The sequence below is a fragment of the Bacillus sp. JJ634 genome (assembly GCF_036962285.1).
GTDB classification, from domain to species: Bacteria; Bacillota; Bacilli; order Bacillales; family DSM-1321; genus Peribacillus; species Peribacillus asahii_A.
In genome coordinates this window covers 1-22,460 of record NZ_JBALMU010000182.1, presented here as the reverse complement: position 1 = coordinate 22,460, position 22,460 = coordinate 1, and the positions used below count along the sequence as shown (strand labels likewise).

The window sequence follows — 22,460 nt, the reverse complement described above, 5'->3', positions numbered from 1 at the left end:
GCGTGTAAAACGAATGATACTAGATAACAAGCTCCATCCTATATATAAATTATAGCTGTAAAATGTTGAAATAGGTATAGAAATTGTTTAGTTAAGGAGTTGAGTTGATTGAAAGTATTAATTCGCTGGACATATTTTTTAAATAAAAAAGGAACAGCTTCTTTTCTTTCTGAATGGCTTGAGGCTGAGTCTGCGCTAGCCATTGTAGAAGATTTAGAAAAAACAGGGCGGGTAAAAGCGGTAGAATTTGAAGATGAAGTAGGAACTGTATGGACAAAAAAAGAACTTGTTAAGCTGTTGACTGAGGTTGAAGATGAACCTCAAAATGTTACAGTCTTTTTTGACGGCAGCTACCGAAAAAACGAAAGACTGGCAGGACTTGGTGTTGCCCTTTATTATACGCAAAATAAGAAGAACTGGAGAATTCGGAAAAATGCACTGCTTCATCAATTAGAATCGAATAATGAAGCTGAGTATGCAGCATTTTATGAAGCGGTTAAGCAGCTTGAGGAATTAGAGGTACATCATCAAAGCTGTGTGTTTAAAGGAGATTCACTCGTTGTACTAAATCAGCTCTCGGGAGAATGGCCGTGCTATGAAGAGCAATTAAATCGATGGATTGACCGCATCGAGGAAAAGTTAGCAAAGCTTCACATTCGTCCTGTATACACACCGATTTCAAGAAAAGATAATCAAGAAAGTGACCAATTGGCATCACAAGCTATAAATCGAGAAGAAATTTTCGGCAAGATGCAAATAGAAAAGAAGGAGTTATGACCAGAAATGAATCGGAAGAAGATTTATGAAGAAGTCGAAGAAATGCTATCCTTTTGCGAAGGCTGTTTTGTACAAAAACATTTTCGAAAGGAGAAGGGACGTACGTTTGCGCATCAATTTTGTTTATCTCAATGTACGGTAGGAGAAAAATTAAAAAAGCTTGGTCAAGAATTAACGAATTTAAATGAAAAATGAGTCTTTTCTCGTGCCTTTGTTCGAAAAAATTGTCATACATGCCCTTTATGAAGAATAGTAAAATAGTTGAAAGAGCACAGGGGCAGGAGGGACAAAATGAAACGAAACAAGGAGAAGGAAAAGCTTTTTTATATTCCAGAGATGGATGATTTATTATTAGATTTAAATACAGAACTAGAAGCAGATGAAGAGTCTCTGTTTTATTTTAAGAAGAGAATGACTCAAAAGCAAAGGTGTCAGACCCCAATACATCTTTCTAAGCCATTTACATAGTGTATTTCTGGTAAGTGTCCAACGTCGTCTTATGAGTCATTCTCTTTTTCGAATTTAAGCTATTGCTCCTTTTGAACAGATTGGAAGTATGTTTTAAGCATTGCTTTGTTTTCAACAATATCAGCTAATGTATATTGATCAAGCACTTGGAAAAAAGCATCTAAAGCTGTGTTGAGTACAAACTTCAAAGAGCATACAGGAGCGATAACACAGTTGTTATGATCTTTGTAGCATTCTACTAAATAGAAATCCTCTTCTGTTTGGCGGACTAATTCTCCAATATTAATGTCAGCAGGGGCTTTCGTAAGTCTAAAGCCGCCATTTCTTCCTCGAACTGTCTCGATATACCCCGTTTTTCCGAGATTATGCACAATTTTCATTAGATGATTTTTCGATATATCATAAACTTCAGAGATTTCTTTTATATTCGTTAGTTTCTCATTATCTTGAGTCGCTAAATAAATTAATACTCGAATGGAATAATCAGAATAGCTGGTTAACCGCATAATTTTCGCCTCACAATCTACACCCGTTCTGTTGAATAAGTTATCAAACTTCTCCAAAAATATATAGCGAATAGGCAAAACATATTATTAAGTGAGAAAGTTTCTTACTTTATAATAGCATAATTGTAAACATGATGTAATGATATGCTTCAGAACGTAAGTAGTAGAATGATATCTATATCTATAACGGAGGGAGAACTCGTAAGTGAAAATAAAAAAACGCCAAAAAAGGCGTTTCAGTTAGTTGTTATTGATTGGTTTTATTTGTCATATTAGTTAATACTCTAGCATTAGGATCTGTATCCCCATAACCGAGAGCATTATCTGTGTTGTTTTCTTCAAAAACAGACGGCGTATTAACGGATTTCTTTTGTTGTTTCTCGTTATTTTGATTTTGTTGGTTTGTCAAACGAATTTACCTCCTATATACATATTAAGATACGCAATTTTCATTTTTCTACATCATGGAGGCGATCCTCATATTCCGTTTCAGCCATTCCATATAGTCCATTCATCTCTTGTTCATCTGGATCAAGACCTAGATAATTATCCCCTTTGTTCTCCATTGTTTCTTTAAGCTCTATATCATTTTTCTTCATCATTTTCATCACCTCCACTTATTATGGTGGCTAAAAAAGAGACAAGTATACGTATTTGAATATCTGAATGAGAAGCAAGATAGATTAGTATTCATTTATATTGTGACATCTAAGAAGAATGGAAGAGGCGAAAATATAGAACAAAGGGGAGCAATCTTAAAGTAAGATTGCCCTCGATATTTACATACGAGCTATTCTTGTTCGGGTTTGTGTGCATGAAGAGGAGGTGGAACCAACCACCCTTTATTCTTGTTCAGTCTCAAAACTTTTGCACCCAATTGTGCCTTAGCCGCATGGAATTGGCCATACATCATAGCAATATCTTCTCTAATACATTGCCCAATTGCTTGACTGCATGCAACTAACCCCTTTGCGATATCCATGGAAAGAGCAGTGCTAATTTCTGGATCAGTAAATCTTGCTCCAACAGGTATGTCTTCTAATTTGGCAACTGGACGGTCAGGTGAGGCAGGAGGGAGTCCAAGACCGTTTGCTTTTAGTAATTCCTCTAACTGTTGATTTTCATTTTGCATACCCTCGATAGCTTCTTCGATAAGTTTTTTTAGATCCCCATCACCAGCATGCTGAAGAAATGTTTGATATGCAGTGATGAAGCCATTGTTTGTAAAAAGATGTGTCCATGTAGCAAACACTTCACCATAATGCATTGGTTCATCTTTTGGATTGCCGCTTAAGATTCCCATAATTGCACTCCTTATCTCATATAGATTCATGTTTTTCTCCTTACTGTAAGGAATAAATCACAGAGGTTAGTATGTGAAGAGGTGTGAAAAGTATTCATGATGATGTTTCGAAGTTCGTTTTAAGGAAGTGCTATGAAGATTAACAGAGAGAATATGAAGAAGTGTAAAAATAAAGACGCGATAACATTTGAATATGTACGAAATACAGTTAAAAGAAAGATTGTGAACACTTTTCAAACGTTAAAGAAATGTTCACAAAAAGATGTATTTGAAATATTGCTTTATGGANNTTATAAAGGTGTATTAAAAATACTTGTTTAAAGAAAGAGGGAGTACGTTATGCTATCTCAAAAAACAATTGATATCGTGAAATCAACAGTACCTGTGTTAGAAATTCATGGGGAAACAATTACAAAAACTTTCTATAAAAACCTTTTTGAAGCTCATCCAGAATTATTAAATATTTTCAACCAAACAAATCAAAAAAGAGGCCGTCAACAAACGGCATTAGCAAATACAGTTTTAGCTGCAGCGAAATATATTGATAACTTAGGGGTAATCGTTCCAGTTGTGAAACAGATTGCTCATAAACATAGAAGCTTAGCTGTTAAGCCAGAGCACTATCCAATCGTTGGTGAAAATTTATTGAAAGCGATTAAAGAAGTACTAGGCGATGCAGCAACAGACGAAATTATCAATGCGTGGGCAGAAGCATATGGTGTGATTGCAGATGCATTCATTGGCATTGAAAAAGACATGTACAAAGAAGCTTCTGAGCAAAATAATGGCTGGGAAGATTATAAAGAATTTAGAGTAACAGATAAAGTACAAGAAAGCGATCTTATTACATCTTTCTATTTAAGACCAGCTGATGGAACTAAGGTCCCAACTTACTTACCAGGACAATACATTACGATTCGTGTAAACATTCCAGGAGAGCAATACTTATGTAATCGTCAATATAGCTTATCCGTTGCACCTGGTCACGATTACTTCCGCATTTCAGTGAAGAAAGAAGCAGAAGGCGGGGAACATGAAGGTAAAGTATCCAACTACTTACACAAATCTGTTCAAATTGGTGACAAAATTGAAGTTACAGCTCCTGCTGGAGATTTCATCTTGGAAGAAAAAGATACACCGGTTGTCTTCCTTGCAGGCGGCGTCGGAATTACTCCATTATTAAGCATGGTTCAAACTGTATCAGAGAAACAACCAAATCGTTCGGTTCAATTTATTCAAGCAGCGAATAATGGATCTGTTCAAGCTTTCAGAAATGAACTTTCTGAGATTAAACTAGCAGATTACGAACTTGGCTTTGTTTATACAGCTCCAACAGATATCGATAAAAATAATCCGTATTTTGTAAAAGAAGGCTATGTAGATCGCGATGTATTAGCTGAAACAATTAAACCGGATGCTGATTATTATGTATGTGGACCTGTTCCATTCATGAAATCTGTTATTGCGACTTTAAAAGAACTAGGTGTAACAGAAGAAAAAATTCATTTCGAATTTTTCGGCCCAGCAATGGCATTGTAAGCATAAAATTCCACACTGGAATAGGGGATTATCATTGACATCAGCTCGATAATTTTGCATACTATAGAAAATATGAACGTTAAAAGAAGACTAGTATGTGAAATCTTGCTGTAACAGAGAGCGGTGTCCGTGGCTGTAAGACCCGTAACAGAAAAGGCACTGAACCTACTTCTTGAGTCCTATGAAAACATAGGCGCAGTCTCTAGCGTTATGAGGTAAAGTGGGATGTGACATGTTCACATTCAATCAAGGTGGTACCACGGAAAGCAACCCTTTTCGTCCTTAATCAATAAGGATGAGAAGGGTTTTTTTGTACGATTAGAATGTATACATGATCAGATAAGCTATCTTGAAGTAGCTGTTGATTTTAGGGAGTGTAACTGCGCCTCTGACTAAAAGACAAGTTGGAAGCGAGTTTTCTAATATATTAGAAAATTATATTGGAGGAAGTATGGATGGAAAAGAAGCGCATCGTTGTCAAAATCGGAAGCAGTTCGTTAACGAACTCTAAGGGGGAAATTGATCAATTTAAATTTTTAGATCATATTCAAGCAGTTGCGGCATTGCGAAAAGAAGGGCATGACGTGATTCTTGTATCATCTGGTGCCGTTGCGACCGGATTCCGTAAGCTAGGTTACCCATCACGTCCGGTTACGTTAAAAGGGAAACAAGCAGCCGCAGCCGTCGGTCAAAGTTTATTGATTCAATCGTATATGCAACAATTAGGGCAGTTTGGCATTAATGCCGCCCAAATTTTATTAACGAGAACCGACTTTTCAAAAAAGGACCGTTATAAAAATGCTTATGCGACTTTGTCAGAATTAATTGAACGCGGTATTTTACCAATTATTAACGAAAATGATACAGTGTCTGTTGAAGAATTAACATTTGGGGATAATGATATGCTTTCTGCTCTTGTGAGTGGGCTTATTCATGCCGATCAGCTTATTATTTTAACGGACATTAACGGCTTATATGATTGTAATCCGTTGACGAATCCGGATGCTAAGAGAATCGATTATTTAACAGAAGTAACGGATGATTTGCTGCAAGTAGCGGAAGGAGCCGGCTCAAACGTTGGGACAGGCGGGATGCAATCGAAATTATTAGCTGCGAAAACAGCACTATCTTTAGGTGTAAAAGTTTTTATTGGTAAAGGAGAAGGCCGTGATAAGCTTCTGCGAATTTTAGCGGGTGACGGTGACGGGACGTATATTGAAAATGACGTGCTTACAACCGTAAATAATAATAAGCAATGGATTTCGATTCATTCGGAAGTGTCAGGAAAAATCTTCGTTGACGATGGCGCAGAAACAGCCTTAATGTTGAATGGCAGCAGTTTATTGCCTGCCGGTATTTATGACATTCAAGGAGATTTTGAAAAAGGGGACGTTGTTGAAGTGTTTGGTTCAAGCGGATTGCTTGGCCGAGGAGAAGTTCTCTATTCTGTCGATGAGCTGAAACTAGCGATGGGAAAACGGACAGACGAGCTTGTGATGTCAGCAATTGAAGTGATTCATCGAGATAAATGGGTGAAAGCCTAAATTAAAAAGGGGGAGTTAGTAATGAGTGAAGTTATTGTAAGAGGAAAAGCGGCTAAAGCGGCAAGTTATAAAATGAATGGGAAGACGACAGAAGAAAAAAATGAAGCATTAGCAAAGATTGCAGATCAATTATTGGCAGATAAAGATTATTTAATAAGTGAAAATGCAAAAGATTTAGAACAAGGAAAGAAAAATGGTCTGCCTGACTCAACGCTAGATCGCATTATGTTAAACGAAAAGCGTATTGAAGATATGTCAGCGGCTATTCGTTTACTGATTGACTTAAAAGATCCAGTCGGTGAAAGCTTAGAGACCATTGAGAAAGAAAACGGCTTGCTTATTAAAAAAAATCGTGTTCCAATCGGTGTGATTGGTATGATTTATGAAGCGAGACCAAATGTAACGATTGATGCGGCTACATTATCATTAAAAACAGGGAATGCCGTTATTTTACGAGGAAGTTCATCTGCAAGCTACTCTAATCAAGCGCTTGTTGGGTCGATTCATAAGGCATTGGCGCAAACATCTTTACCAGTTGATGCGGTTCAATTAATGGAAGATACAAGCCGTGAAACAGCGAAAGAATTATTTCATTTGAATGAATATTTAGATGTGTTGATTCCGCGCGGAGGCAAAAATTTAATTGATACCGTTGTTCGTGAATCGACTGTACCTGTTCTTGAAACGGGTGCTGGTAACTGTCACATTTTTATTGATGAATCAGCTGATTATGAGATGACGGAAAATATTGTAATAAATGGAAAAACACAGCGTCCATCTGTATGTAATGCCATTGAAAGTTTGCTCATTCATGAAAGCTGGTTTACTAAAAATGGGACGGACTTATTAGCAGTTCTTCACGGTAAAGGAATTGAACTATACGGAGATCAAACGGTTTGTACTGCTTTTCCGGAGGCGAAGCAAGCAACAGAAGAAGATTGGGCAACGGAATATTTAGCGCTAAAATTGAGTGTGAAAATTGTGAAGGATGTTACAGAAGCTGTTGAGCATATTAATCAGTATGGTACGAATCATTCTGAAGCCATTATCACAACAAACGAGGAAAATGCAGCCACTTTCTTAAATGGAGTCGATGCAGCCGCTGTTTATCATAATGCTTCTACCCGTTTTACTGATGGATTTGAATTCGGTTACGGTGCTGAAATTGGGATTAGTACGCAAAAGCTTCATGCACGTGGACCAATGGGATTACCTGCTTTAACATCTACTAAATATTTTATTTATGGACAAGGACAAATTCGTGGATAAGTAGATAGTTGATGAACGAGATTGAGTGAAAACCTGTACGCTACTTTTGGTACAGGTTTTTTTTTCTTACATTTAACGGGCAGTAAGCCCCCCACCTCAAGCTTATGAAGAAACAAAGAAGATAGGTGGGGGGGAACTGCCCATAAAGGTCCGAATGGTTCAAATAACCATAATTGGGGGATAGAGAAAATCCCTCACTGATGGAAATTTCACTTTATGATTGCATTCTACAAAAAGAAAGGGTATTCTTTGTATAAAAAATAGATGATATCGGGAGTCTGTAGAATCAGGCTGAGAGTACGGTTAATCTACCGTAGACCGTTTGAACCTGTTGGGTCATGCCAGCGTAGGGAAGTGATAAGGGGATTACTCTGTATTTTTGCACTTTGCGTACGCAAAGTGCTTTTTTGCGCTATTAGAAAATAAATGGCTACATTGAAAGGAATGGATAAACATGATGACTCAAAAAGAAATAATTGAATCGACAGTTCAATTTATTAATCTTAATGAATCTTCTGAGGAAGATTTTAATCAGCAGGCTTTACAATTATTTCGCTATCACTATCAATATAACATTCCTTATCGAACTTTTTGTTCTCAAAAAGGAAAAACACCGCGTACTGTGAAAACTTGGAGAGACATCCCGCCAGTACCGATTAATGCTTTTAAAGATGTTACTTTGAGCTGTTGTGATCCGGAGCAAGCAGAAGCGATTTATATGACAAGTGGTACAACACAAGGAATTAGAGGTAAACATTATCATCCAACATTAGACATATTTGATAAGTCGATGATTAAGAATTTTCAAGAAAGATTTATGGGAAATACCGATAAAATTCGGATGGGAATCTTATTTCCAACAGAACAGGAGATGCCTAATTCTTCTTTAGCTCGTTATTTAAAACTCGCAAAAGAAAGATTTGGGACAGAAGATAGCCGTTATTTTATACAAAATCATGAACTTGATATAGAGGGCCTGCAGAAAGAGCTGAGGAATGCTGAAGCAACTGGAGAACCTTATGCTCTTTTGGGTGCAAGTTATAGCTTTGTTCACCTTTTAGAAGAACTAGAGCGTGGGAATCAAACTTTTGTTCTACCAAAAGGAAGTAGAATTCTTGATACGGGCGGTTTTAAAAAACAATCTAAAGAATTAGAGTTGGACGAGTTTTATCAATTGCTTTCTACATATTTAGGAGTCAATCGTTCAGCGTGTATCAATATGTACGGCATGACCGAGCTGAGTACACAGCTGTATGACAATGGGAATCAATCTGTTCCTGCTATTAAGTCAGGACCAATTTGGATTAAAACGCGAGTGGTCAATCCGTTAACAGGTGAAGAAGTAGCAAAAGGAGAACGCGGCGTTATTGTTCATTGTGACCTTGCTAATATGAATTCTGTTTCTACGATTTTAACAGAAGATGTTGGTGTTGAAGTGGAAGGCGGTTTTCTTTTATTAGGAAGAGTAGAAGGAACAGAAGCAAAAGGCTGTTCGCTAGCGATGTCAGAATTTTTAAAGGCTTCAAAGGGGCTGGAGAAATGAGAGAAATCGCTGGATATATTCCGAATATGGGAGAAGAATCATTTGAGACAAAGGTGCTTCTATTCGAAGGAAATCAGGAAACAATGGAAGTGGAGATTCCGATTCTTACAAATGAACAAATGAGCAGGTTAATTGACAAGATTAAGCATAGCAGTCGTAAGGTGTTAAAATCTTTTTCTGTTAATGAGTTAATAAATATCATTGATGAAGCGATTCATAGACTCCTGGATCGTGATTCATTTTATCGACAAAAAGCTGAAAAAGTATTGCCGATTGTAACAGGCTATGATGAGGAAATGATAAGACTTGGCTTGACTTCTTATTTAAAAACGTTTCGAAAACATGAATTGCAGCGTTTTCTTGTTGAAGATTTAGGAAATCCATTGTTGTTAGATGATTTTCAACCGAGAGTAAAAGGTGGATTTTCGAAGGCTTTTAGTCCTGATTTAATTACGCATATTTGGTCAGGGAATGTGCCTGGTCTTCCTTTATGGAGCTTTATATCTAGTTTGTTAGTGAAAGCAGGGAATATCGGGAAGGTATCGAGTGCTGAGCCATTATTTGCCGGTTGGTTCGCTAAGCTTTTAGTGGAAATAGAACCAAGATTAGCGGATTGCTTTGCCGTTCTTTGGTGGAAGGGTGGCGAAGAGGAGAGAGAACGCTTTATTTTTCAGCAAACAGATATTGTTGTCGGGTATGGGGGCAATGAAGCGATGGAAGCTTTACGAAGTCGGATTCCAATCACTAAAAGGTTTTTACCATTTGGACACAAGCTAAGTTTTGGGATTGTTTCAAAAGCGTCTCTTGATTCTCTTAAAGCTTTGCAGACAGCCCATTTGGCTGCTTTGGATGTGATGCGCTATGACCAACAAGGCTGTTATTCTCCGCATGTTTTCTATGTACAAAAAGGAGGAAATGTTTCTCCAAAAGAATTTGCTAGATATATAGGCCATGAACTAGAGGCGTTTAATAGAAGGTTTCCGAGAAGAAAACTGTCAATGGCTGAATCTATGGAGATGGCTGCTTGGAAAAATAAAGAAGAAATGAACCTGTTCTCGAATCCAAATAATGAAGTATTAGGCAATAACCAAAACGACTGGACTGTTGTTTTTGAAGATTCCAATCTTAGCCTTACACCAAGCAGTTTAAATCGTGTCGTAAAGGTGAAAGGGTTTGATCACATAGAGGAGGTGACGGAAAGCCTTCTCATGCATCGAGATTATTTGCAAACGGTTGGAATCGCTGCTAGTCCGTCTGAATTGTTTCAATGGTCTCGTCTACTAGGGAGTGTTGGTGTGACTCGAATGACGGCATTGGGAAATATGACATCTCCAGAAGCTGGATGGCATCATGATGGCCGTTTTAATGTACTGGATTTAATTAATATGGTTGATATCGAAGCTTCAGCTGAACAATTAAGTGAAGAGTTGGCTCCTTATGCAGATTAGGAGGTTAGCAGATGAGTTTTTTAACAATTGAGGATTTGACTTATAGCTATCAAGAGAAGACAACTGTGTTACATGGAGTGAACTGGTCTATTGAAGAAGGGGAGTTTCATTGCTTTCTAGGGAAAAGCGGCTGTGGAAAGACAACGTTATTAAAGCTTGCAGCCGGCTTGCTGCCATCTCATCCGGGAATGATTCGTTTGAAAGGAAAAGAAGTAATAGAGCCGTTGGATGAATGTGGTTTTGTGTTTCAAGCTCCTACCTTATTAGAATGGAAAACAGTGTTAGAAAATGTGTTGCTTCCGATTTCGTTGAAAAGAAAGATTACGAAACAAGATCGACAGTATGGGTTAGAAGTATTAGAGATGGTTGGTTTAACGACTTATTTAGATCGTTATCCTACTCAATTATCTGGAGGACAACAAAGTCGTGTTGCTATTGCGAGAGCGTTGATTCAAAAACCAACGATGCTGTTTTTAGATGAACCATTTGCCGCTCTGGATGCTATTACAAGAGAAGAACTACAAGATGATTTGTTGAAAATTTGTAAGCTTCATCATACAACGGTTCTTTTTATTACGCATGATATCGCAGAAGCCGTGTATTTGTCAGATCGGATTGCTGTCATGGATCAAGGCCAAATCATTTTTGATACGGTTGTAAAACTAGAAAAAGAGAGAAATGTAGAAATGAAATATGCGCCGTATTTTAATGAGTTGTGTCTGACGTTACGACATGTATTGGGAGGAAATAAGCGATGAAAAGTCTCCCTTTATACTCGATTCTATTATTTATTATGTTCCTCATCATTTGGGAATATAGTGCAAGCTTTATGTCAGAGCTTGTTTTGCCGGCTCCTACAGTTATTGTTACTACTTTAGTAGATGGTCTGCAAAGTGGATACTTTATTCCACATATTTTGCGAACGCTATCAGAAGTGTTGTTAGGTTTGGTAATTGGCTGTGTAGGGGGATTTATCATTGGTGTGATTATGGGTGAGATTGAATTTTTAAGAAAGCTTCTTTCTCCTTATATCATTGCGAGCCAAGCTGTTCCTAAGCTTGCTTTGGCGCCTTTATTTATTCTATGGTTTGGTTTTGGCATGACATCGAAAGTCATAATCACTGCCTTGATTTGCTTTTTTCCATTATTGGAGAATACGATTACGGCGATTCAATCTACGAATAAACAAAAGCAAGAGTTATTTCATATGCTTCGAGCAACACGTTGGCAAACATTAATTCATTTGAAAATTCCTAATGGCCTGCCAGGGATTCTAGCCGGACTTCGAGTGGCGGTTGTATTAGCCGTAGTAGGGGCCGTAGTTGGGGAATTTATTGGGGGAAGCGATGGATTAGGAGCGCTCATTGTCGCGTCGCAAGGGATGATGGACACGCCGTTAATGTTTGCTGTGTTAATTCTATTAACTGTAATGGGCATGGTTTTATATCAATTGATTTATGTATTAGAAGTTACTGTACTTAAGAAGTACATGAAGGAGAATAAATAATGAAAAAAAGATGGTTAGTCACGATTTTATTATGTATGACCGTGTTAATGTCAGCATGTGGAGCAAAGGATGAAAATAAGGAAACAGCGAAATCTGATTCAACAGACGTTCAAACGATTCGAGTAGCGAACTGGAGTAAGCCACTTACAGAACAAACGAATTTATTAGTTGATGAGAAGAAGCATTTCTTCAAGGATAAAGGATTGGATGTAACTGTTATTCCTGGTGCAGGCGGCGGCGATGCGATTAAAAATATTTTATCTGGGAAAGCAGATATCGCTTTTACTGATCCAGGTTCACTATTTTTCGCATTAGATAAAGGTGAAAAGCTAAAAGTTATTTACAATATTTATCCGCAAAATGTATTTAATATTGTATCACTGAAAAAAGCGAATATTAATAAACCGGAAGATTTAAAAGGAAAAACAATTGGCGTTTATAGTCTATCAAGCGGAACACGTCAAAACTTATTAGTGTTATTACATCAGGTCGGTCTTTCGGAAAATGATGTGAAAATTGTTGAGACAGGCTTATTAAACTTTGCCCCATTAATGCAAGGGCAAGTGGATGCAACAGCCGCGACTGATACAGGATTAGTTGTTGGACAAGCAAAAGGTTTAGAGGAAGTCAATGTGATGAACGTGAAAGACTATTTAAATGTACCGAGTGATGTATTTGTTGTGACAGAGAAAACATATCAAGAAAAGCAACAAGAATTAAAGGATTTCTTGGAAGCTTATCGTAACAGTGCACAATGGATGATTGAGAGTCCGGAAGAAGCGGCTGCTTTGGCTAAAACCTATGCAATCGACGGAAAAGATGAGAAACAAAACTTAGAAGTTATTAAACTGCGTAATGCTTCTAGCGTATCTCCTGAAACAGATCAACATGGTTTAGGCGCGCTTGATGCGGATATCTTGCAGGATGGTGCGGATACGTATCAAAAATTAGGATTGATTAAAGAAAAGCTCAATATGGATGAGGTAGTAATTGATACATTACTTCCCAAAAAATAAAGGAGAACATATATGGGGAAATTTAGCGGAAAAGTCGTTCTTGTTACGGGCTCCAGCCGAGGAATTGGAGCGGCGATTGCTCTTGAATTTGCAAGAGAAGGGGCCTTCGTTATCGTTAATTATTTGAAAAATGTTGAAGCGGCTGAACAAATTGTGTCAGCCTGTATCGGAGTTGGAGGAGATGCTTGGGCGGTTCAAGCAGATGTTACGTCCGAAGAAGCCGTTCAGTCAATGATTGAGCAAATTGTACTTGAAACAGGAAGATTAGATGTCGTTGTAAATAATGCATTTAAACCTTATGTTTTTGATCCTGAACAACGAAAAATGGCTTGGCAGCTTACATGGGACGATTATCAAGGACAGATTGATGGAGCGGTAAGATCGACGCATTATATATGTCAAGCGGTGCTGCCTATTATGAAAAAACAAAGCAGCGGAAGCATTGTGAATATCATTAGTAATTTAGTAGAAAGACCGTTGGTTCCTTATCATGAATACAACACGGCTAAGACTGCATTAATGGGGTATACGCGTAATTTGGCAATGGAACTAGGACCTTTTGGGATAAGAGTCAATTGTGTAGCACCGGGCCTTGTTTATCCAACCGATGCGAGCAAAAAAACAAAAGAGAGTTTGAAAGAACTAATTATTTCCCAAACCCCGCTTCGAAGAATTGCAAAGCCGGAAGATATCGCAGGTCCTGTTTTATTTTTATCATCCGATTGGAGTGAATTTATGACAGGGCAAACGCTATTTGTAGATGGCGGATTTGTGATGTAACTTTTATGAAAAAGCCAATCAAGAATTCAATGCTTGATTGGCTTTTTTATTGTCTAGGAAACTATTTCATAGTTTTTGTTTCTGCTTGAAATAACGTACAGCTGACAGAAGTGTTTGTTATAGGTAGTCCGGCACTTCTAACAAACATTTCTAACAAAATCCGGCCGTAATCTTGTTCAATTACGGTTTCATGCAAAGTGGTTATAGAAAAACCATCTGCTTACAATCGTTCTGCTTGTTCATCAATATAAGCATGAATAATAGGAGCTGTAAATTCTGGATGAAATTGCACACCGAAAATATGCTGATCAATCATAAAAGCTTGATGTTGTTCAAACTCATTCTGTGCGAGAATCGTTGCTTGTTTCGGCAGAGTAATAACAGATTGGTAGTGAGTGACATGACCAAAAAATGTATGAGGAAGGATGCTAAATAGAGGATGTTTTTTGCCTGCATCTGTTAACTGGATACTTGCTGTACCGATTTCAATTCCTTTTGGATGATGACTTACTTGACCGCCAAATGCCTCTGCCAGTATTTGATGACCATAGCAAATGCCTAGTGTGGGAATGTTTCACCACATTTGATAATCAGTAATTTCGTCATAATTAATCACCTTCTATGTAATGTTTTATAACAATTATCCGTTTATAGTAAGGTAAAGTAAAGAGAATATTTACAAAATTTACTACGATACATGATAGATAACGAAGCAAGACTCCAACTTTTTCAATTGGAGTCTTGTTTCATCGTATCAATGTTCGATTAAGTTAGTTAATAAAACCTCTTGTTCATTCTCTGGTTCATCGAGAGGATAAATTCTTGCTGTGTCATTTTCATCATTAACATGTTGAATATAAATGGCTGCCCCATTATAGGTAACATTCGCCATAACAGGTGAACTGGCAATTTCTTGTGCCCGTTGTTTGTTCATTTTCTTTCCTCCTTGAAGGTATTATCCTATTTACTATTTATCAAAAGAGGGTGAAACATTCATGAGGAAATGAAGTTTTTAACTTTTTATTAAATTTTATCATTCGGATATTAATGGAAATATTTATAGAGAGAAGACATGAAGGCGGTTTATTGAGTCATATAGATGCGTTATGCATAAAATAGAGCAGGGTACATTATATATACATTATCATGGGAGGGTTACGATAAAAGTTTGGGAAACACTATTCTATACAGCTGGGGGATATAGTATGGAAAAGAAGGAGTTATTGATATCAGAAAAAAGCGAGAAATCTGTTGATTTAAACGATGTTATATGCCTGGATGAGTGGGAAAACGAGGGTGGTAGAATTGTAAGGCTTGTGGAATAAGACAAGCATCCATCTCTGTTTTATTTTGAGGTGTTGCAGTTGCGGCAGCTCTTTTTGGTATGGAGTTAGTGAACTGAAATTTTAGCATAAATATTCTATTTTGGTTGACGAATAAATCACGCTTATGTAGATAAACTGAGAGTACATGAGAGGATGTCAATTATGTCACTTTATTTAATAGGTTGCACAAATAATTAATGGAAGAAAAGGAAGTAGGTAATAAAATGCCCAACGTAACAGTTTTCGGACAAGGAACTTTTGAAGTGGAAAAAGGGAAAAAGTTAGTATTAGCACTTGAAGATAATGGAGTAAATATTCTCCACCGTTGCGGAGGGAAGGCGAAATGTACGACCTGCAGAGTAGAAGTAATGGCAGGTGAGTTTTGTGATTTAACTAATGTAGAAAAGAACGCATTTTCGGAAAAGGGGATTGAAGATCATTTACGTTTATCTTGTCAAATCCGTGTGAATGCTGACGTAACTGTTCGCCCAATCATGACAGTAGAAAGCTCTGGGTTAGAAACTGGTCCGAGACCAGCTGAATAAAAATGAAGGAACATTGGTTATTTCTTCGATTAAGTTTTTGATGATATTTTAAACGAGGAAGAGCCTAGTTTTTGGGACAAAATGGTGAAAGATTGTGGTTTTCAGTCAACGGGCGTTGTCGATCGTTTTTACTTCCAAATCTTATATTTCCGTGATTCGAATGAAATATTATTTGAAATTGCGACAGATGGACCTGGATTTACAGCAGATTCAACGGTTGAAGAGTTAGGGGGAAAATTAGATTTACCACCACTTTTGGAAGCAAGACGTGCAGAAATTGAAGCAAAGTTAAAACCGCTTGATTAAAAGGGATCTAATCCTTTTTCGTTTGATGAATAAATCATGCTTATGTAGACAAACTGAAAATAAATGCTCCAATAATCAATCAAAGAAAAGAAAGAGGATTAGAATGAGGGAGGCCCGCTCCATGAATGATGCAAATTGCGACTTTTCACCGATGAAGCAAACGTTAAAAGAAGATATACGTCAAGTAATCACGACGCTTCAGAGTAGCTTAGAAACAATAGATCATGAAAACGATTGTCTACTTGGAAATTTTGAAAAAATAAAAAATAGATTTGCATACATTGAAATGAAAGCCGCTACTTTTTATTTGAATTGTTATTTGTCCCCGTTTACGGATAAATATCCAGAATTATCAATCTGTGTACAAAATATGTCGGATCGAAGACATGGTGGTTTAATTGTCATTCAACGCAAAGATTCTCTTGAATCTTTAATTCATCCGGGGATTTCAATTGGAGCAGAGTTGAGCCATTCTTTATTAGAATCCATCTTTTTTCCAGGAAATCCACTCCATGATGGTGCTGTAATGGTAAGTTTTAATCAGATTGTTTCTGCAGCAAATGTTCTTCCTCTTTCAAATAGATTTACAGGTGATAAAAAACTTGGTACACGGCATCGCGCTGCTTTAGGATTAACGGAACGCAGTGATGCCCTTGTTCTAGCTGTTTCTGAGGAAACAGGTAGAGTTTCATTTGCCTTAAACGGAGAGCTCTATCCAATTGCTACACATGGGGGCTCAATAGATAGTTTATTGAAAAATTTACAGTAAAAAGGGTAATCAAAACTATCTTTTAATAGAACCTGCTGTCGAGCAATCTTGTTTAATAGCAGATTCTTTTTTGATTTTCTTACCAATATTCAAATAGAAAGGGGAAATACAGAACTCTCTTTCATGTATTACAAAAAGCTCTATTAATAGATATTTTTTACCTTTAAATAGAGATATTTTATATTGAGATTTATGCCTATTAGGTTTATGATATATTCATAAGTTACAAAAGATAACTGGTAAGACAAAGTGAGGACACATCAAAGTACAGAATGTGAATGAGCAAAATAGATTCTCTATATAAGGAGTGTAATTGTTAATATGGTGACCCTATATACATCAACAAGTTGTACGTCTTGTCGTAAAGCAAAAGCATGGCTTGAGGAACACGAAATTGCTTATATAGAAAGAAATATTTTCTCTGAACCTCTTACGATTGACGAGATTAAAGAAATTTTTCGCATGACGGAAGATGGGACAGATGAAATTATCTCGACAAGATCGAAAGCTTTTGAAAAACTGAATATAAACATAGAATCTCTATCACTTCAAGAATTATATAAAATAATCAAAGAGAACCAAGGATTATTAAAAAGACCGATTATTCTCGATGAAAAAAGATTACAGGTTGGATATAACGAAGATGAGATTAGCAGATTTTTGCCTCGTAAAGTTCGTGCATTTCAGCGTTGTGAAGCTCAACAAATGGTCAATTAATCATGAGACATCACTTTCAACATATTAAGGATTTTTTCGTTTTCTTTAATCATCGATATGAACTTAGCTTTGATGAAAAAAATAATGATGTAAGTGGAAAAAGCAAATGAATGTATTAGAAAAAATAACTCGATAGAATATATTTTTTAACTATAAACGATAAAGCAATTAAAAGAATGAAGATGATTATTCTTTTAATTGCTTTGCATAAGAATTATAAAACAACCTTCCAGTTATTGTTGCAAGTTGCTTTAATGATTTTTCTTTCTCGTATGTAGTCGGCAATAAGCTCAGTCATATCAATCGGTATATCTTTTATAACAGGCTTTTCTTTAAACATATTGAAGTTACCGCCTCCGCTAGCACGGTAGCTGTTCATGACAACATTGTATTGTTGATCAAGCTGTAATGGTGCTCCTTGGTGATTTAGATGGATAACGCGTTGGCCTATAGGGTTTGAAATTTTTAATTCATATTCAATACCTTCCCACATGTCATAATTATAATGCTGTGGTTTTGGATATGAAAAAGCAGGATTAACCGTTATGTTTCCGTTTTCGATAGTGAAATACTGGGCGGTTTGCTCAAGAGCCTCTTTAATATCCTGACCGCTTATCCGGATGACTTTTAATGTGTTTGGATAAATATAATTGGATACGATATCACGCATTGTGATGTTTGTTTGGAAACCTAGAGATTCATTGGTGAATAAGGCCGTATTTGAAATAGCAGCTCCGCTAGCGTTCATTTGTACGTTGTTAATAAATTCGATATATGGATTATCCTGTAGACGTGCGTGCAGTACGTCTTTAATGGTCATGTCTCCAATGACTGTTCCTATTGATTGATCAAGCCATTTTTGAGTTTCTTCTTGAAAATCATCTATGAAGGAAAGTGTTTCTTGATCTGCCTGGATAGATTCGTCTATTTCGATTAAATTGACAGAGCAGTTTATACTTGAAATGGATCCTTCTTGTTTTGTTCCTTTTATACATATTTCACCTATATAACGTCCGTGATGACCGGGTTGTAGGAATGTAATGCCATTGATTGTTCCTGTCAGTGTACGGTGCTGATGACCTGTGATTAAAATATCTATACCTTCTAACTCTTTGCACATAGCATAGGCCTGATTTTCTCCTGTTAGCCGTTCTGTTTGTTCCCCTGTTTGTAAATCTCGTTCAAACCCTCCATGATATGAAACAATTATTACATCTGGTTTTTCCTTTTGACGGATGTGACTGACCCACCGTTTTGCGGTGAGTAAAGCATCGTTAAATTGTAGACCTTCAATATTTTTTTTCTCTTCCCAATTTGGAATGAAATGAGTCGTGATACCGAGAATAGCTATTTTGACTTCATCGATTACTTTTATTGTGTAAGGTGTTCCCAAGGCAGGCTCATTAGTTGATGAATTTATAATATTTGCAGACAGCCATGGAAAAGTGGATTGTTGAATAGCGTCTTTTAAATAATCCAAACCATAATTAAATTCATGATTACCGCAAACAGCCAAATCGTACTGGAGAGAATTAGCGATTTTAATAATAGGATTTTCAGAATTTGGTTTGTATTTTGCATGATAATAGGTTAAAGGACTTCCTTGAATTAAGTCACCGTTATCTAGTAATAATATCTTTTCTTTCATTTTTTTTTCTTTAATAATAGTGGCTATTTTGGCTAATCCAAAGTTTTTTTCCGTATAATCCCGGTATGTAGTCGGATAAATGTATCCGTGAATATCACTTGTTACTAATAAGTGAATCGTGAAATCGTTTGGCATCGTCTCTCCTTCTTTCTAATAAGTCTAAAAAGTATGGGTGGTTATATTGTTTGTTTTAATGAAAGAAAAAGGTGTTGCTGAGGTTATTTTTCAATCTAACATAAGTGCTAAAAAAATCGCAACCACTGTTACGGTTGCGCGCCTTGTATCTAAATTTGAAAAAGTATATTTATCTATTATTTCCCTTAAATCTGTTCCCGTTCAAATAAGAGTGTTTATTGTTTGTTTATGTGCGGTGATATGTTAGACTTTCAATGAATATATTTTTCTACATCTCAATTCTCCATATGTCGAACAGAGCCATTAATAACTAGTCTTTTTTAATGGTAACATAGTCCTTGCGCAGTAAGATTGATATTAGAATGAGTACGATAATTAGTGAAATAGAGGTATAAATGCAATGACTATTGTGGTGTTTTATTGTTTTAAATCGAATTCTCGATTAAATCAATATATAATAAGGAAGCGAGATAATAGATTTAGATTAGGGAGGGACATAGAATGATGGAATGGGCGCTAGCCATTTTGTTTGGTGCTGCAGTGATACTGTTCATTTTGTCGTTTATTAAAACGGATTCACCAAAAGTTGAAGACCAGCTAGAACAACTTTCTCTTACTTTTGGAGGGGAAGTGAATCAACTACAAGAAAAAATTCGGACTCTTGAGATAGATGCTGAAATTACAGCACAAGAAGCTGGTATACTGGCAGCTTCTTCTGAACAGCGAATCTTGTTGCGTGAAGTACTCGACTTACATAAGCGTGGTTATTCAGTTGAAAGTATAGCAATGAAAACAGGGCAGACTATAAATGAAATAGAACGGTTGATTGCTCCCTATGTAAAAACAAAGCAGGAAAGGGGAAAAGTTGCCAATGACATCTAAATCAATGCGCAGCTTTGCCGGCGGCCTCCTCATTGCAGCAGGTTTATGTGGTGCAGTGTACTTCTTTGGACCTACTGAAGCGACGAGCACACAGACTACAGAACAACTTTCAAAAGACGAGATGAAAGACTTGCTATCTTCTGAAGGGTATGTCATCCATACAGAAAAAGAGTGGGAAGAGCAACTTGCTGAAGCTAAATCTAGTAAAGATAAAGCAGAAACTGAAGCAAAAGCTGAAACAAAAGCTGAAACACAAGAAAAGATTGTATACCGCACAGTACTGAGAGTTTCTAAAGGGATGACAAGTATTGATGTGGGTAAAAACCTGCAGCGAGCAAGGGTTATTAAAAGCGGGCAGGATTTCTTTAATGAAGTTGAACAGCGAGGCGTGGAAAACCATTTACGTCCTGGTACATATGTGGTACAAAGTGACATGACAACAGAAGAGATCATATCTATCATATTTAAATGATGATATTTGAATACGATAATAGCTTCATTAAAAAACGACTATCTGATAATAGGTAGTCGTTTTTAGATGCCGCTCATTCAATAATTATAGCTTTCAATACTAACAACTATTATAAAAAAACTCGTCTTGGTTCTCTAGAAGTAATGGCTTTAGGAATCAACCTAACCGTATCCAAACGTTTGGTTCCAGCTTTTTTAGTCTAGGGGGAATCTGTATGAAGATATGAGACCATTTATTGCGTATGTATATAATCTTTCATATACTTGTTTTACTTTGAAACAGGGAAGTGATAAAAATGAATACAGAAAAGAGAAAAGCATTAATTGTTGGTGCAACTGGATTAGTAGGGAATGAACTATTACATATATTATTGCAATCCAATACTTATGAAAATGTAAAAGTATTGGTTCGTAAACCGATATCTATAAAGCATCCAAAACTTACCCAAAGACTGATAGACTTCGATGCATTAGAAAAGTACGAGGAAGAGTTTGCTGTACATGATGTGTTCTGCTGCCTTGGAACAACCATTAAAAAGGCTGAATCTCAGGAAGCATTTAAAAAAGTTGATTTTGAATATCCACTTAAAGTTGCGAAGTTAGCCAAAAAGAAAGGTGCTAAGCAATTTTTAGTTGTGTCTGCAATGGGGGCCAATAGTCAGTCGCGTATTTTTTATAATCGTGTAAAAGGAGTCATGGAAGAAGCTTTAAAACAAGTTCGGCTACCATCTTTACATATCTTTCGACCATCTTTATTGCTTGGGAAACGAAATGAATTTCGCTTTGGAGAAAGAGTTGCAGAGATGGTTAGTCCAATATTTTTACCGCTTTTAATAGGGAAGTTAAGAAAATACAAACCAATTCAAGCAAAAGATGTAGCTCAAGCGATGTACCAGATTGCTAAACAAAATCGCACAGGCGAGTTTGTTTATGAGTCGAATCAAATTTTAAATAATAGTAAAGAAATATAAAATGAAAATCTTTATCTATATAAAGGCAAAGATTTTTAAGTTAGTTAATATTACGAAAAATATTATCTATTTTGTTTATCAAAAAATAGGCGAGAACACCCCTACCTCAAGGAATGTGAAGGGCGATAGTCCAATGAGTAGGTGGGGGACCGCTTGTTAAATAGTATGAACATAAAGGAATATATTCAGTAAAGGACTCGAGTATAGATTTTATGTATTGGTTCCTTTTTCTTCTTCAGATGTAAAACTGGGTTGCTTACTGTTTTGATTGTTTTTATTTCTTAAGTAATTCGAGAGAGTTTCCAGACAATTATCGCGATAGAATGTATGTAATTGATCGTTGTTTTGCATCAACCATTGAATAAGGGACCCGTCTATCAAAGCACGAATTGTGTAAGAGGCCTTATCAATGTCAACATTAGCAAATGTTCCTTCTTTTTGACCCAGCTGGATAATTTCGCGCCCGATTGACCAACAATTTTCATAAAACCGGTCATTAGTTTGACGAAATTGTTCATTGTGGTTCGCTTGAGCGAGAAATTCAAGATAAACTCGGTAAAATTTACGGTTATCACTCGGATTGGCAAAAGCTGCATGGACATAGGCACGTAACTTATCAAGTGCATTGTGCTCCTTACTGATTGCTGCATGTTCATTTTTATAAATTTTTTCAGTAACCCACTCCAGCAGGTGACGAAAAACATCTTCTTTATTTTGGAAGTAATAACTTGTCACCCCTTTGCTTACGTCAGCATAGTCGGCGATATCCTGAAGAGTGACGCTATGAAAGCCTTTTTCGGAGACGGCTTGAAAGGCGGCTCTTAAAATTTGTTCGCGCCGTTTTTCAGCTTTGTTATTCATTAAAATCCACCATCCTATTTTTAATAGTTCCATTATACACAAAAAATGACCAGACAAAATAATGGATAGTAAGGATAAATGTTTTGAGATTTCTATGCTAAAAGAGTTTTTTATTCTGACCGGTCAGAAT

The 22,460-nt window shown here is 36.7% G+C and carries 27 protein-coding genes, 1 pseudogene, 1 riboswitch and 1 other annotated feature; of the genes and pseudogenes, 20 read left to right on the top strand and 8 right to left on the bottom strand.

Going from position 1 to position 22,460, the window contains the following annotated elements:
* The first annotated feature begins 108 nt into the window (after positions 1–108).
* From V7068_RS21135 to V7068_RS21125, 3 genes are all read left to right on the top strand, one after another.
* On the top strand, positions 109–777 hold the full coding sequence (locus V7068_RS21135) for a ribonuclease H family protein (protein WP_499714425.1): 669 nt from the start codon (positions 109–111) through the stop codon (positions 775–777).
* 6 nt (positions 778–783) lie between these two features.
* The gene (locus tag V7068_RS21130) at positions 784–972 is read left to right on the top strand and encodes a zinc-finger domain-containing protein (RefSeq protein ID WP_119115284.1); all 189 of its coding nucleotides are present in this window, start codon (positions 784–786) and stop codon (positions 970–972) included.
* A gap of 96 nt (positions 973–1,068) precedes the next feature.
* A complete protein-coding gene (locus V7068_RS21125) occupies positions 1,069–1,245 on the top strand; it encodes a hypothetical protein (RefSeq protein WP_499714424.1) in 177 nt (58 codons plus the stop codon).
* A gap of 59 nt (positions 1,246–1,304) precedes the next feature.
* On the opposite strand, the gene V7068_RS21120 is transcribed toward V7068_RS21125, so the two are convergent.
* The 4 genes from V7068_RS21120 to V7068_RS21105 all read right to left on the bottom strand — a co-directional run bounded on the left by V7068_RS21120 (position 1,305) and on the right by V7068_RS21105 (position 3,054).
* Complete coding sequence (locus V7068_RS21120; RefSeq protein WP_499714423.1) at positions 1,305–1,751, bottom strand: RrF2 family transcriptional regulator; 447 nt, start codon at positions 1,749–1,751, stop codon at positions 1,305–1,307.
* Positions 1,752–1,998: 247 nt separating this feature from the next.
* Positions 1,999–2,160 (bottom strand): hypothetical protein, encoded by a 162-nt coding sequence (locus tag V7068_RS21115; protein ID WP_499714422.1) that lies wholly within the window; start codon positions 2,158–2,160, stop codon positions 1,999–2,001.
* Positions 2,161–2,200: 40 nt separating this feature from the next.
* On the bottom strand, positions 2,201–2,353 hold the full coding sequence (locus V7068_RS21110) for a DUF4021 domain-containing protein (RefSeq protein ID WP_252290357.1): 153 nt from the start codon (positions 2,351–2,353) through the stop codon (positions 2,201–2,203).
* A 188-nt stretch (positions 2,354–2,541) separates the two neighbouring features.
* Positions 2,542–3,054: a DUF3231 family protein gene (locus V7068_RS21105; RefSeq protein ID WP_499714427.1), complete on the bottom strand. Its 513-nt coding sequence runs from the start codon at positions 3,052–3,054 to the stop codon at positions 2,542–2,544.
* Positions 3,055–3,393: 339 nt separating this feature from the next.
* Between V7068_RS21105 and hmpA the strand changes: the two genes are divergently transcribed.
* The 9 genes from hmpA to V7068_RS21060 all read left to right on the top strand — a co-directional run bounded on the left by hmpA (position 3,394) and on the right by V7068_RS21060 (position 13,700).
* Positions 3,394–4,593: an NO-inducible flavohemoprotein gene (hmpA, locus tag V7068_RS21100; protein ID WP_499714421.1), complete on the top strand. Its 1,200-nt coding sequence runs from the start codon at positions 3,394–3,396 to the stop codon at positions 4,591–4,593.
* Between the two features lie 70 nt (positions 4,594–4,663).
* Positions 4,664–4,880 (top strand) — a binding site (T-box leader).
* 168 nt (positions 4,881–5,048) lie between these two features.
* Entirely contained in the window at positions 5,049–6,137 is a 1,089-nt protein-coding gene (gene proB, locus V7068_RS21095; RefSeq protein WP_499714420.1) for a glutamate 5-kinase, read from the top strand.
* Positions 6,138–6,158: 21 nt separating this feature from the next.
* Positions 6,159–7,406, top strand: coding sequence for a glutamate-5-semialdehyde dehydrogenase (locus V7068_RS21090; protein WP_499714419.1), 1,248 nt, complete (start codon positions 6,159–6,161; stop codon positions 7,404–7,406).
* Positions 7,407–7,666: 260 nt separating this feature from the next.
* Positions 7,667–7,776, top strand: a riboswitch (TPP riboswitch).
* 84 nt (positions 7,777–7,860) lie between these two features.
* Positions 7,861–8,949: a LuxE/PaaK family acyltransferase gene (locus V7068_RS21085; protein WP_499714418.1), complete on the top strand. Its 1,089-nt coding sequence runs from the start codon at positions 7,861–7,863 to the stop codon at positions 8,947–8,949.
* On the top strand, positions 8,946–10,397 hold the full coding sequence (locus V7068_RS21080) for an acyl-CoA reductase (protein ID WP_499714417.1): 1,452 nt from the start codon (positions 8,946–8,948) through the stop codon (positions 10,395–10,397). Before V7068_RS21085 ends, V7068_RS21080 begins: the two co-directional genes overlap by 4 nt.
* 11 nt (positions 10,398–10,408) lie before the next feature.
* Positions 10,409–11,155, top strand: a complete 747-nt coding sequence (locus V7068_RS21075) for an ABC transporter ATP-binding protein (RefSeq protein ID WP_499714416.1) — start codon at positions 10,409–10,411, stop codon at positions 11,153–11,155.
* The gene (locus V7068_RS21070; protein WP_499714415.1) at positions 11,152–11,904 is read left to right on the top strand and encodes an ABC transporter permease; all 753 of its coding nucleotides are present in this window, start codon (positions 11,152–11,154) and stop codon (positions 11,902–11,904) included. The genes V7068_RS21075 and V7068_RS21070 overlap by 4 nt, the downstream gene beginning before the upstream one ends.
* Complete coding sequence (locus V7068_RS21065) at positions 11,904–12,920, top strand: ABC transporter substrate-binding protein (protein WP_499714414.1); 1,017 nt, start codon at positions 11,904–11,906, stop codon at positions 12,918–12,920. The genes V7068_RS21070 and V7068_RS21065 overlap by 1 nt, the downstream gene beginning before the upstream one ends.
* Positions 12,921–12,932: 12 nt before the next feature.
* Positions 12,933–13,700 carry an SDR family oxidoreductase gene (locus V7068_RS21060; RefSeq protein WP_499714413.1) on the top strand — a complete coding sequence of 256 codons (768 nt, stop codon included), beginning with the start codon at positions 12,933–12,935 and terminating at the stop codon, positions 13,698–13,700.
* Between the two features lie 220 nt (positions 13,701–13,920).
* On the opposite strand, the gene V7068_RS21055 is transcribed toward V7068_RS21060, so the two are convergent.
* Together V7068_RS21055 and V7068_RS21050 are read right to left on the bottom strand one after the other, a co-directional pair.
* A complete protein-coding gene (locus V7068_RS21055) occupies positions 13,921–14,271 on the bottom strand; it encodes a glutamine amidotransferase-related protein (protein WP_499714426.1) in 351 nt (116 codons plus the stop codon).
* A gap of 183 nt (positions 14,272–14,454) precedes the next feature.
* Positions 14,455–14,634, bottom strand: a complete 180-nt coding sequence (locus V7068_RS21050) for a small acid-soluble spore protein H (protein WP_119115270.1) — start codon at positions 14,632–14,634, stop codon at positions 14,455–14,457.
* Positions 14,635–15,249: 615 nt separating this feature from the next.
* Between V7068_RS21050 and V7068_RS21045 the strand changes: the two genes are divergently transcribed.
* The 4 genes and pseudogenes from V7068_RS21045 (at position 15,250) to spxA (ending at position 17,362) form a co-directional block, all read left to right on the top strand.
* On the top strand, positions 15,250–15,570 hold the full coding sequence (locus tag V7068_RS21045; protein ID WP_499714412.1) for a 2Fe-2S iron-sulfur cluster-binding protein: 321 nt from the start codon (positions 15,250–15,252) through the stop codon (positions 15,568–15,570).
* A gap of 45 nt (positions 15,571–15,615) precedes the next feature.
* Positions 15,616–15,876, top strand: a pseudogene (locus V7068_RS21040) (VOC family protein); the annotation flags it as partial.
* A 121-nt stretch (positions 15,877–15,997) separates the two neighbouring features.
* Entirely contained in the window at positions 15,998–16,645 is a 648-nt protein-coding gene (gene cdaS, locus V7068_RS21035) for a sporulation-specific diadenylate cyclase CdaS (RefSeq protein ID WP_499714411.1), read from the top strand.
* A 321-nt stretch (positions 16,646–16,966) separates the two neighbouring features.
* Positions 16,967–17,362, top strand: coding sequence for a transcriptional regulator SpxA (gene spxA, locus V7068_RS21030; protein ID WP_252290335.1), 396 nt, complete (start codon positions 16,967–16,969; stop codon positions 17,360–17,362).
* A 214-nt stretch (positions 17,363–17,576) separates the two neighbouring features.
* Here the strand turns inward: spxA and V7068_RS21025 are convergent, their stop codons facing one another.
* Positions 17,577–19,145 (bottom strand): bifunctional metallophosphatase/5'-nucleotidase, encoded by a 1,569-nt coding sequence (locus V7068_RS21025; RefSeq protein ID WP_499714410.1) that lies wholly within the window; start codon positions 19,143–19,145, stop codon positions 17,577–17,579.
* Positions 19,146–19,191: 46 nt separating this feature from the next.
* Between V7068_RS21025 and V7068_RS21020 the strand changes: the two genes are divergently transcribed.
* The 4 genes from V7068_RS21020 (at position 19,192) to V7068_RS21005 (ending at position 21,469) form a co-directional block, all read left to right on the top strand.
* On the top strand, positions 19,192–19,392 hold the full coding sequence (locus tag V7068_RS21020; protein ID WP_127761092.1) for a hypothetical protein: 201 nt from the start codon (positions 19,192–19,194) through the stop codon (positions 19,390–19,392).
* Positions 19,393–19,646: 254 nt separating this feature from the next.
* Positions 19,647–20,027 carry a hypothetical protein gene (locus V7068_RS21015; RefSeq protein ID WP_252282545.1) on the top strand — a complete coding sequence of 127 codons (381 nt, stop codon included), beginning with the start codon at positions 19,647–19,649 and terminating at the stop codon, positions 20,025–20,027.
* The gene (locus V7068_RS21010) at positions 20,017–20,499 is read left to right on the top strand and encodes a hypothetical protein (protein WP_499714409.1); all 483 of its coding nucleotides are present in this window, start codon (positions 20,017–20,019) and stop codon (positions 20,497–20,499) included. The genes V7068_RS21015 and V7068_RS21010 overlap by 11 nt, the downstream gene beginning before the upstream one ends.
* Positions 20,500–20,794: 295 nt before the next feature.
* On the top strand, positions 20,795–21,469 hold the full coding sequence (locus V7068_RS21005; RefSeq protein WP_499714408.1) for an NAD(P)H-binding protein: 675 nt from the start codon (positions 20,795–20,797) through the stop codon (positions 21,467–21,469).
* A 210-nt stretch (positions 21,470–21,679) separates the two neighbouring features.
* Here V7068_RS21005 and V7068_RS21000 read toward each other — a convergent pair whose 3' ends face one another.
* Entirely contained in the window at positions 21,680–22,330 is a 651-nt protein-coding gene (locus tag V7068_RS21000; RefSeq protein ID WP_499714407.1) for a TetR/AcrR family transcriptional regulator, read from the bottom strand.
* Between the last annotated feature and the right edge of the window lie 130 nt (positions 22,331–22,460).

Bases quoted from the DNA above. Each gene is read 5' to 3' on its own strand.
- proB (WP_499714420.1), top strand. From the start codon at position 5,049: ATGGAAAAGAAGCGCATCGTTGTCAAAATCGGAAGCAGTTCGTTAACG.
- V7068_RS21070 (WP_499714415.1), top strand. From the start codon at position 11,152: ATGAAAAGTCTCCCTTTATACTCGATTCTATTATTTATTATGTTCCTC.
- V7068_RS21015 (WP_252282545.1), top strand. From the start codon at position 19,647: ATGATGGAATGGGCGCTAGCCATTTTGTTTGGTGCTGCAGTGATACTG.
- V7068_RS21060 (WP_499714413.1), top strand. From the start codon at position 12,933: ATGGGGAAATTTAGCGGAAAAGTCGTTCTTGTTACGGGCTCCAGCCGA.
- V7068_RS21025 (WP_499714410.1), bottom strand. From the start codon at position 19,145: ATGCCAAACGATTTCACGATTCACTTATTAGTAACAAGTGATATTCAC.
- V7068_RS21000 (WP_499714407.1), bottom strand. From the start codon at position 22,330: ATGAATAACAAAGCTGAAAAACGGCGCGAACAAATTTTAAGAGCCGCC.
- hmpA (WP_499714421.1), top strand. From the start codon at position 3,394: ATGCTATCTCAAAAAACAATTGATATCGTGAAATCAACAGTACCTGTG.
- V7068_RS21065 (WP_499714414.1), top strand. From the start codon at position 11,904: ATGAAAAAAAGATGGTTAGTCACGATTTTATTATGTATGACCGTGTTA.
- V7068_RS21105 (WP_499714427.1), bottom strand. From the start codon at position 3,054: ATGGGAATCTTAAGCGGCAATCCAAAAGATGAACCAATGCATTATGGT.
- V7068_RS21130 (WP_119115284.1), top strand. From the start codon at position 784: ATGAATCGGAAGAAGATTTATGAAGAAGTCGAAGAAATGCTATCCTTT.
- V7068_RS21125 (WP_499714424.1), top strand. From the start codon at position 1,069: ATGAAACGAAACAAGGAGAAGGAAAAGCTTTTTTATATTCCAGAGATG.
- V7068_RS21045 (WP_499714412.1), top strand. From the start codon at position 15,250: ATGCCCAACGTAACAGTTTTCGGACAAGGAACTTTTGAAGTGGAAAAA.
- cdaS (WP_499714411.1), top strand. From the start codon at position 15,998: ATGAATGATGCAAATTGCGACTTTTCACCGATGAAGCAAACGTTAAAA.
- spxA (WP_252290335.1), top strand. From the start codon at position 16,967: ATGGTGACCCTATATACATCAACAAGTTGTACGTCTTGTCGTAAAGCA.
- V7068_RS21085 (WP_499714418.1), top strand. From the start codon at position 7,861: ATGATGACTCAAAAAGAAATAATTGAATCGACAGTTCAATTTATTAAT.
- V7068_RS21005 (WP_499714408.1), top strand. From the start codon at position 20,795: ATGAATACAGAAAAGAGAAAAGCATTAATTGTTGGTGCAACTGGATTA.
- V7068_RS21010 (WP_499714409.1), top strand. From the start codon at position 20,017: ATGACATCTAAATCAATGCGCAGCTTTGCCGGCGGCCTCCTCATTGCA.
- V7068_RS21050 (WP_119115270.1), bottom strand. From the start codon at position 14,634: ATGAACAAACAACGGGCACAAGAAATTGCCAGTTCACCTGTTATGGCG.
- V7068_RS21120 (WP_499714423.1), bottom strand. From the start codon at position 1,751: ATGCGGTTAACCAGCTATTCTGATTATTCCATTCGAGTATTAATTTAT.
- V7068_RS21080 (WP_499714417.1), top strand. From the start codon at position 8,946: ATGAGAGAAATCGCTGGATATATTCCGAATATGGGAGAAGAATCATTT.
- V7068_RS21090 (WP_499714419.1), top strand. From the start codon at position 6,159: ATGAGTGAAGTTATTGTAAGAGGAAAAGCGGCTAAAGCGGCAAGTTAT.
- V7068_RS21075 (WP_499714416.1), top strand. From the start codon at position 10,409: ATGAGTTTTTTAACAATTGAGGATTTGACTTATAGCTATCAAGAGAAG.
- V7068_RS21110 (WP_252290357.1), bottom strand. From the start codon at position 2,353: ATGATGAAGAAAAATGATATAGAGCTTAAAGAAACAATGGAGAACAAA.